Source organism: Streptococcus suis (genome assembly GCF_002960445.1).
GTDB classification, from domain to species: Bacteria; Bacillota; Bacilli; order Lactobacillales; family Streptococcaceae; genus Streptococcus; species Streptococcus hyiners.
In genome coordinates this window covers 1-328 of record NZ_POJD01000034.1, presented here as the reverse complement: position 1 = coordinate 328, position 328 = coordinate 1, and the positions used below count along the sequence as shown (strand labels likewise).

General features: G+C 48.8%; 1 pseudogene. It reads right to left on the bottom strand.

Annotated elements, in window-relative coordinates:
• A pseudogene (locus C1G53_RS00175) lies at window positions 1–328 on the bottom strand (PTS fructose transporter subunit IIC); the annotation flags it as partial.

Below are 328 nucleotides of genomic sequence, written 5' to 3'. Positions count from 1 at the left end.
GCACGAGCTGGGTCAGCAGCACCAAATGGAATCGCACCTTCAGTGATGAATGAAAGACCCATAACAATGTTTGTCAAACCTGAGTTACGCTCTTCTTGTGTGAATTTGTCTTTGAAAAGAAGGGTTGCAACGAATACTGCCAACGGTGGAACCATACCACCTGCCATTACCGCTGCCATGGCAACAGAACCACCATCTGCAACAGTTGCTGCAAGTGTACCTGTACCGAAGACATAAGCTGCCTTGTTGACTGGACCACCCATATCGACTGCCATCATACCACCGAGGACAAGTCCAAGGAGAATAGCAGAGCTACCTTCAAGACCTG